At 64.4% G+C, this 6,294-nt stretch carries 4 protein-coding genes; all 4 read right to left on the bottom strand.

From position 1 onward, the window contains the following. Positions 1 to 242: 242 nt before the first annotated feature. Positions 243 to 2,396, bottom strand: a complete 2,154-nt coding sequence (locus AUL35_RS21100) for a histidine kinase dimerization/phosphoacceptor domain -containing protein (protein ID WP_062018542.1) — start codon at positions 2,394 to 2,396, stop codon at positions 243 to 245. A 151-nt stretch (positions 2,397 to 2,547) separates the two neighbouring features. Then, positions 2,548 to 2,853 carry a hypothetical protein gene (locus tag AUL35_RS21095; protein ID WP_062018541.1) on the bottom strand — a complete coding sequence of 102 codons (306 nt, stop codon included), beginning with the start codon at positions 2,851 to 2,853 and terminating at the stop codon, positions 2,548 to 2,550. A gap of 44 nt (positions 2,854 to 2,897) precedes the next feature. Next, on the bottom strand, positions 2,898 to 5,861 hold the full coding sequence (locus AUL35_RS21090; RefSeq protein ID WP_062018539.1) for a response regulator: 2,964 nt from the start codon (positions 5,859 to 5,861) through the stop codon (positions 2,898 to 2,900). A gap of 61 nt (positions 5,862 to 5,922) precedes the next feature. Continuing rightward, positions 5,923 to 6,294 (bottom strand): hypothetical protein (locus AUL35_RS22790; protein WP_210168692.1); only part of this gene is annotated, 372 nt, incomplete at its 5' end.

Below are 6,294 nucleotides of genomic sequence, written 5' to 3'. Positions count from 1 at the left end.
GCTTCGTAGCCCTTGGCTAACTGAGCGCCGGCGTTCCAGCTTCGTACCACGCCGTCTGGGTCGAGCATGTAGATTGCATAGTCGGTTACAGCGTCGACCATGAGACGATACATGTGATCGTCGATCGCTTGATTTGTCACGATTGGCCTCCGGTTTGAAACCAGAGCTAGCGAGTGTTCGTCACCGGCAAGTTGACATCGCCTGACAGCATAGTAGCGGTTCACGACTATGGTTATCGACGACTACCAAACCATCCTCACAGGCGCGGAAACCACGGTGCGCAGCCCAGGCCGGTTGTCGTGGGTCTCCAACGTGCCACCGATCTGGGACACCACCGCCTGCAGCATACGCGAGCCAAACCCCGTCCCCTTCACGGTCGATCCCTTGCCCGCTCCCCGATCGGCAACGATGAGTCGGAAGCGATCGTGGTGCTGCTCGAGCGCGATGGCGAGCGGCCCGGGTTGCCCGTCGTAGGCATACTTGCTCGCGTTGATCACCAGTTCGGTCACGATCAACCCAACGGGGACGGCCCGGTCGGCGGAGATCAGAACAGGTACGAGATCGAAGTGGATGCGCTCACGCCATCCCCCTTCCATCGATGACACGAGGTCCTCAACCAGTTCCTCCAGATAATGTCCGAGATCCACGACCTCGACGCTCGCGCCCGTGTAGAGCCGGCGATGCACGAGCGAGACCGCACCGATCCGTCGTTGAGCTTCCGCCAGATGCGTCACGGCCTCGCTGCCGGACGCCTCCAGCGCCTGCATCCGCAGGAAGGTCATGACGAGCTGAAGGCTGTTCTGGACGCGATGGTTGACTTCCTTGAGAAGGAAGTCCTTCTGCCCGATCAATGCCTCATTCTCGCGGATTGTGAGCGCCAGTTCCTCGTTCAGCACCCGAAGGCGTTGCGTGGCACGCTCTTCGCGCAAACGGCGCACCAAGCGGTCGGCAGACTCGATCTCAGCCAGAGACCACGGCTTCGACCGACCGCGGACGGTCTCGGTCCAGTCCTCGAAGGACGAGCGCGGCGTCAGCACGGCCGTCGGATCAACGGCTACATTCTTGTGCGGATTGCCGGCCCAGTTGACCACCTCCAGCTTCTCGGCGCGGAACCAGAGAAGAAGGGTCGGGACTTCCGTCGACATCACGACGCTGAGGAGACCGCTGGCCAAGGACCGGTATCGTTCCGCTTCCGCCAACTCCTCGGAAAGGCGGTCGGTCGCAACTGGCGTGTGGGGAACGGAGCGGCGCGCAAACGAACCCAGCTCACGGATCGCATCATCGTCCGGGCAGCGCCCGTTCGTGAACAAGTCGCCGCCCTGGATCGCGGCAAACCCGTCCGCACCGAGCATCTTGCGCAGGTCTGCACCCGCATCGCGGAAAAACTCGGTCAACGTCGTGTCACGTCCGAGCCGAGCGCAGGCTGCGTCCTCGCTCGCCCGCAACCGGATGCGCTCGCGGTACAGGACAGCTTCGTCCTTGGCTCGAATCTGACGCGCCAAGCCGCTGGCCAGCGTGCGCGCTGCAACGCGGGTGCCGAGCGTCAGGTGACGCGGCGTGCGGTTGTGGCAGGCGATCAGTCCCCACAACACCCCGTCCCGGACGATCGAGATCGAGGCGGACGCCGCGACGCTCATGTTGCGCAGGTATTGGACGTGGATCGGGGAGACGCTGCGCAGCGATGCGTCGCTGAGGTCGAGCGGATGAAGCGGCGCCTCTCCGCCACGGAGCGGGGCCGGTTCGTAGCCGACGTCCGGTATGACCCTGATGCGGTTGCGCACATACAGATCGCGCGCCTGCCGTGGAATGTCGCCAGCCGGGAAGTGGTGGTTCATGAAGGAGCCGACGCCGTCCGCGTCGGACTCGCCCACCACGACACCAGCCTCGTCCTCCAGAAAGCGGTAGACCATGACGCGGTCGTAGCCGGTGAGTTCGCGGAACACCTCCGCGGCTTCGCGGTACAGGTCGCTCAGGCCGATCGCCCGCTCGAAGCGCTGACTGGCGGATTCCAGCGTAGCCAGCATCGCAAGCGGACGCTCCCCTGCCGCCTCAGCCGGTTCGAGTTCCACGAGAACATGCTCGCCCGATAGATGAGCCGAGATGTCGAACGTCTCCTTTTGACCGATCAACGGCTCCAGGACAGCAACGTCGCCTGCCGATAGCGCCGACGTGTCGAGCGGCTGGCCGATCAGGTCCATCAGCGGAACGCCGAGCCAGTTCGGGGTGAGCCGTCCCTCAACGTCGCCTGCAACGGCCTGCACCATTCCGGTCCGCGGATCGGTGACGAGAAGTAGGCCATGCGGCTGAATGGAACCGGGGATATGGATCGGCTCCCGGTCGCAGAGCGTCAGGTCGAGGGCGGCGGGGGCTTGGAGAAGCACGAGGCCTCCGGGCATGAGAAGTCGAAGCGATCTGTGCGTCCGTATACGGGACCCGGAGATCGTCGGGCAACGAAGCGTTCGGTAGGAAGCGCCAGGTTGCACGTGGCCTTTTGCCGTAGCCTGAGCGGCTACTAGACATTGAGCGCTGCGCCATCCATCGGCTGCGCTATGACCTGGCCAAACGATGCAGCTTGATGGCCTCGGTGACCCGCTCGCGCTCCGGCGTCATGACCAGACTGCGCGGCTTGTAGGGCGAACGGCTGCCCTGCACCCCCGGCGAGCTGTAGTGAATCCGGTAGGCGAGATCGTCGAGATAGGCTGTCCCGCGATCACGCCACAGTGCGACCTCGTCGTCGCTCAGGCGAAGCAGGAACAGGTAGTCCACCGCACTGTGGCTGCATAGCACGTCGAGATAGAAACGCCCGTCCTCTTCCAGGAGGACCCAGCCGTAGTGCTCGTCGACAACGATCATGCCGATCCCCGCTTCCGCCGAACGCGATACGCCAAGCAGCCACGTCACTTGGTGGGTGAGGTCGGCCGATGGATGAGAGATACTCCAGTATCCAACGGTGGCGCATCCTGTGATGGTACAGAACCAGCCGGCAAAACCTCTCGAATGCGTTCGGCTAGTTGGCGCAGCGAGACCTCGGTCTTGGACAGGACCTGGTCGGCTGCTGCGTTCAGCGTCTGCCGCTCGTCGGCGCTTAAGTCCTTCGAAGACAGCACAACGACGGGAATGTCGGTGCGGCTTGGATCGGCGCGCAGTTCCGTTAGGAAGTCGAACCCATCCATCACCGGCATGTTGAGGTCGAGCAGGATGAGATCGGGACGGCGCTCTTCAACGCGTTGCAGGCCGAGCCGACCGTTGGTCGCCGAGGCGAACTCGAAGCCTTGCCGTTGCAGCATCATGGCGTAGCGCGAGAGTGTATCCTCGTCGTCGTCGATGGCGAGCACAAGACCGCCCGGCGCGTCGCGGTAGCGGTCCATGATCTCCTTCAAGCGATCCCATTCGACCGGCTTCACGAGGTAGTCCGAGGCACCTAGCGCGTAGCCGATGCGCTTCTCGTCGAGGCTCGACACCATGACGACGGGAACCGCCGAGAGCCGAGGGTCCTCCTTCAGCTCGGCGAGCACCGACCATCCGTCCTTTTTGGGCATGGTGACGTCGAGAAGGATGACGTCCGGCACGAGCGCTCGCGCCATCTCCAGTCCGGCGACCCCGTCGGAGGCGGTGCGCACCGTGAAGCCCTCCTTGGTCAGGAAGCGCGTGACGAGATCGCGCGCATGCGGATCGTCGTCGATCGCCAGCACCGTGCCGGATGCCCCCGCGACGGCCGTGTCGCCGCCCGTCGGGATCGCCGTCTCGTCGATCGTCTCCTCCACGATGGCCGGGATGCGGATCGTGAAGGTCGTGCCGACCCCTTCCTGACTTGTGACGCCGATGTCGCCGCCGAGCAGGCGGCAGAAGGCCCGCGTGATGGCGAGCCCAAGGCCGGTGCCGCCGAACTTACGCGTCGTGGTCTCGTCGGCCTGCGCGAAGCGCTCGAACAAGCGCTCGACCTGCTCGGGCGTCATGCCGATGCCGCTGTCGGTGACCGACAGGGTGATCCAGTCCCGGTCCCCCACGGTCGAGCGTTCGGCGGCCAGGGTGATGGTGCCGCTTTCCGTGAACTTTGAGGCGTTCGACAGGAGGTTCAGGAGGCACTGGCGAAGCTTGACCTGATCGCTGTGCATCTGGCCGAGCCGACCGTCGTGCTCGATCAAGAGGCGGTTGCTCTTCTTGCCGATCAGTGACCCGACCGTCGAGCCAACTTCGTCTAGGACCGTCGCCAAGTCGAAGGTCTCGGCGTAGAGGTCCATGCGCTCGGCCTCGATCTTCGAGAGATCAAGGACGTCGTTGATCAGGCTCAGCAGGTGGCGGGCGTTGCCCTCGATCTTCTTGAGGTCGGGCAGAAGATGGGTTTGGCCAAGATCTTCAACCTCCTCCTCCAGCATCTCGGCATAGCCGATCACGGCTGAAAGCGGCGTGCGCAGCTCGTGGCTCATGTTGGCAATGAACTGCGACTTGGCCCGGTTGGCGTTCTCGGCGACCTCCTTGGCCGCCAGAAACTCCTCCTCCAAGGCCCGCTGCTTGGTGACGTCGGTGTTGGTGCCAAACCAGCGGACGACCTGCCCGTCCCCGTTACGGATCGGCACGGCTTGGGTCAGGAACCAACGGTACGTGCCGTCCGCAGCGCGTAGCGGGAACGTGTCCTCCCAGGGTTCGCCGGTAGCCACCGCAGACCGGTAGCCTGCATCGACACGCTCCGTATGCTCGGGCTCGATGACGTTGGACCAGCCGTCGCGCGCCATGCTGTCGGCATCGCTTCCTGTGTAGTCGAACCAACGGCGGTTGTGCCAGACGATGCGTCCCGTAGGCTCGGCCATCCAAGCGAGCTGGGGAATGTTGTCGCCAATCGCGGCCAACTGCGCGCTCGCCTCGTCAAGAGCTGCCATCGTTCGCTGCTGCTCAGTCGTCTCCAGCACGAAGACGCCGACCCCGCCCTTTAGCCTGTCGGCTCCCCTGGTCGGGAACGCGGACACCACAGCTCGACGCTCGCCTGCGTCGCCGAAGACGAACCCCGTCTCATTCAGGCTGGTTCGTGTCGCAAGCACGCGGTCGAGGACCGGCAGGAGCCAGTCCTTCGCTGTCACCGTACCGGTCGCGGAGACGACCCCTGCGAACTCGTCATTGGCACGCCGTAGGTGGCGGTCGGCATCAAAGAAGGCGACCCCGACCGGAGCTGCCTCCATGACATCGGTCAGGAGGTCGGCCCCAGCGCGCACCTGCTCTTGGCGTTGCCGCGCCAGCCTTGCGAGATAGCCGGCCGCGCCGAGTGCGGGTAGCAGGAGCGCTAGTTGCGTCCAACCCAGCATTTGGCCGACCCGCATGTTGTTCTCGATCACCGCGTTGGATCCGGCGGTCAGCTCGCGCGTCGCGGACCGCAGTTCCGCCATGATCTCTCGCCCGACCCCGCTTGCGACCAGCGCAGAGGCGGCTTCAAAACCTGTTTGGGCTCGGGCCTCGGCCGCGGACTGGATAAACGTCATCTGCTGCTGAGCGAGATCGGAGACGACCTCCACCTCTTCGCCATCAACTCGGGCGGCTGCGAGGGTTTGGGTCACGGCGTCGAGGGCGGAGGGAAAGGCCTCGAACGCCTGACGATAGGGATCAAGGAAGGCGTCCGTGCCGGTCAGGACGAAGCCTCGCATGCTGCTCTGCGCGGTCGTGACCGTGTAGAGGAGTTCGGCTAGCGCACCGTTTAGTCGTCCCTGCGCCTGACTCGAGGCCGTGCGGGATTGGCTGGCCCACACCGTCCAAGACAGCGCGAGCGCGGTGAGGCCGAGCACGATGGTTGCCGCGACGAACCCGATCGGTCGATCCTGTCGTCGGGATCCCCCGATGATCGATACGTTGGTCCCGATGGTCGCAGTCGTCATACGTGGATCCTGGTGGTCGGGGTCTGAAGGTGGCGGATGGGGTACGGGCGCAGCGTCCTTATCACTGCGTCGATCCGGTCATAGGTACTGCATCTGATGCGGGTGTTTCCCTTGTCTCGTCAGTGACCCATCTCAAGGCGACCGGCAATCCATCGGAACGTTCGACGACGACCCCACCGTGGCGGAATGCCTGCTCGATGCGAGCTAAGTCCACGGCGGGTACGCGGCGTCCGCGCTCCGCATCGAACACCGTCTTGACCGCCACGCCTGCCATCCGGGCCAGCTTCGGCGTCGACCAATTGAGATAGGCGCGGGCCGCACGGTATGCGCCCGCTGACAATGCAGGTCCGATCACCGAGATGCGGCGTTCCGATCTGAAGCAGGGTGGGAGGTTCCGCGTTCCAAGTGAATGTTTTCTTCGTTGACGCGCGAG

This window comes from Aureimonas sp. AU4 (assembly GCF_001463765.1).
Classification (GTDB): Bacteria; Pseudomonadota; Alphaproteobacteria; order Rhizobiales; family Rhizobiaceae; genus Aureimonas.
This window is presented reverse-complemented; position numbering and strand designations above follow the sequence as displayed.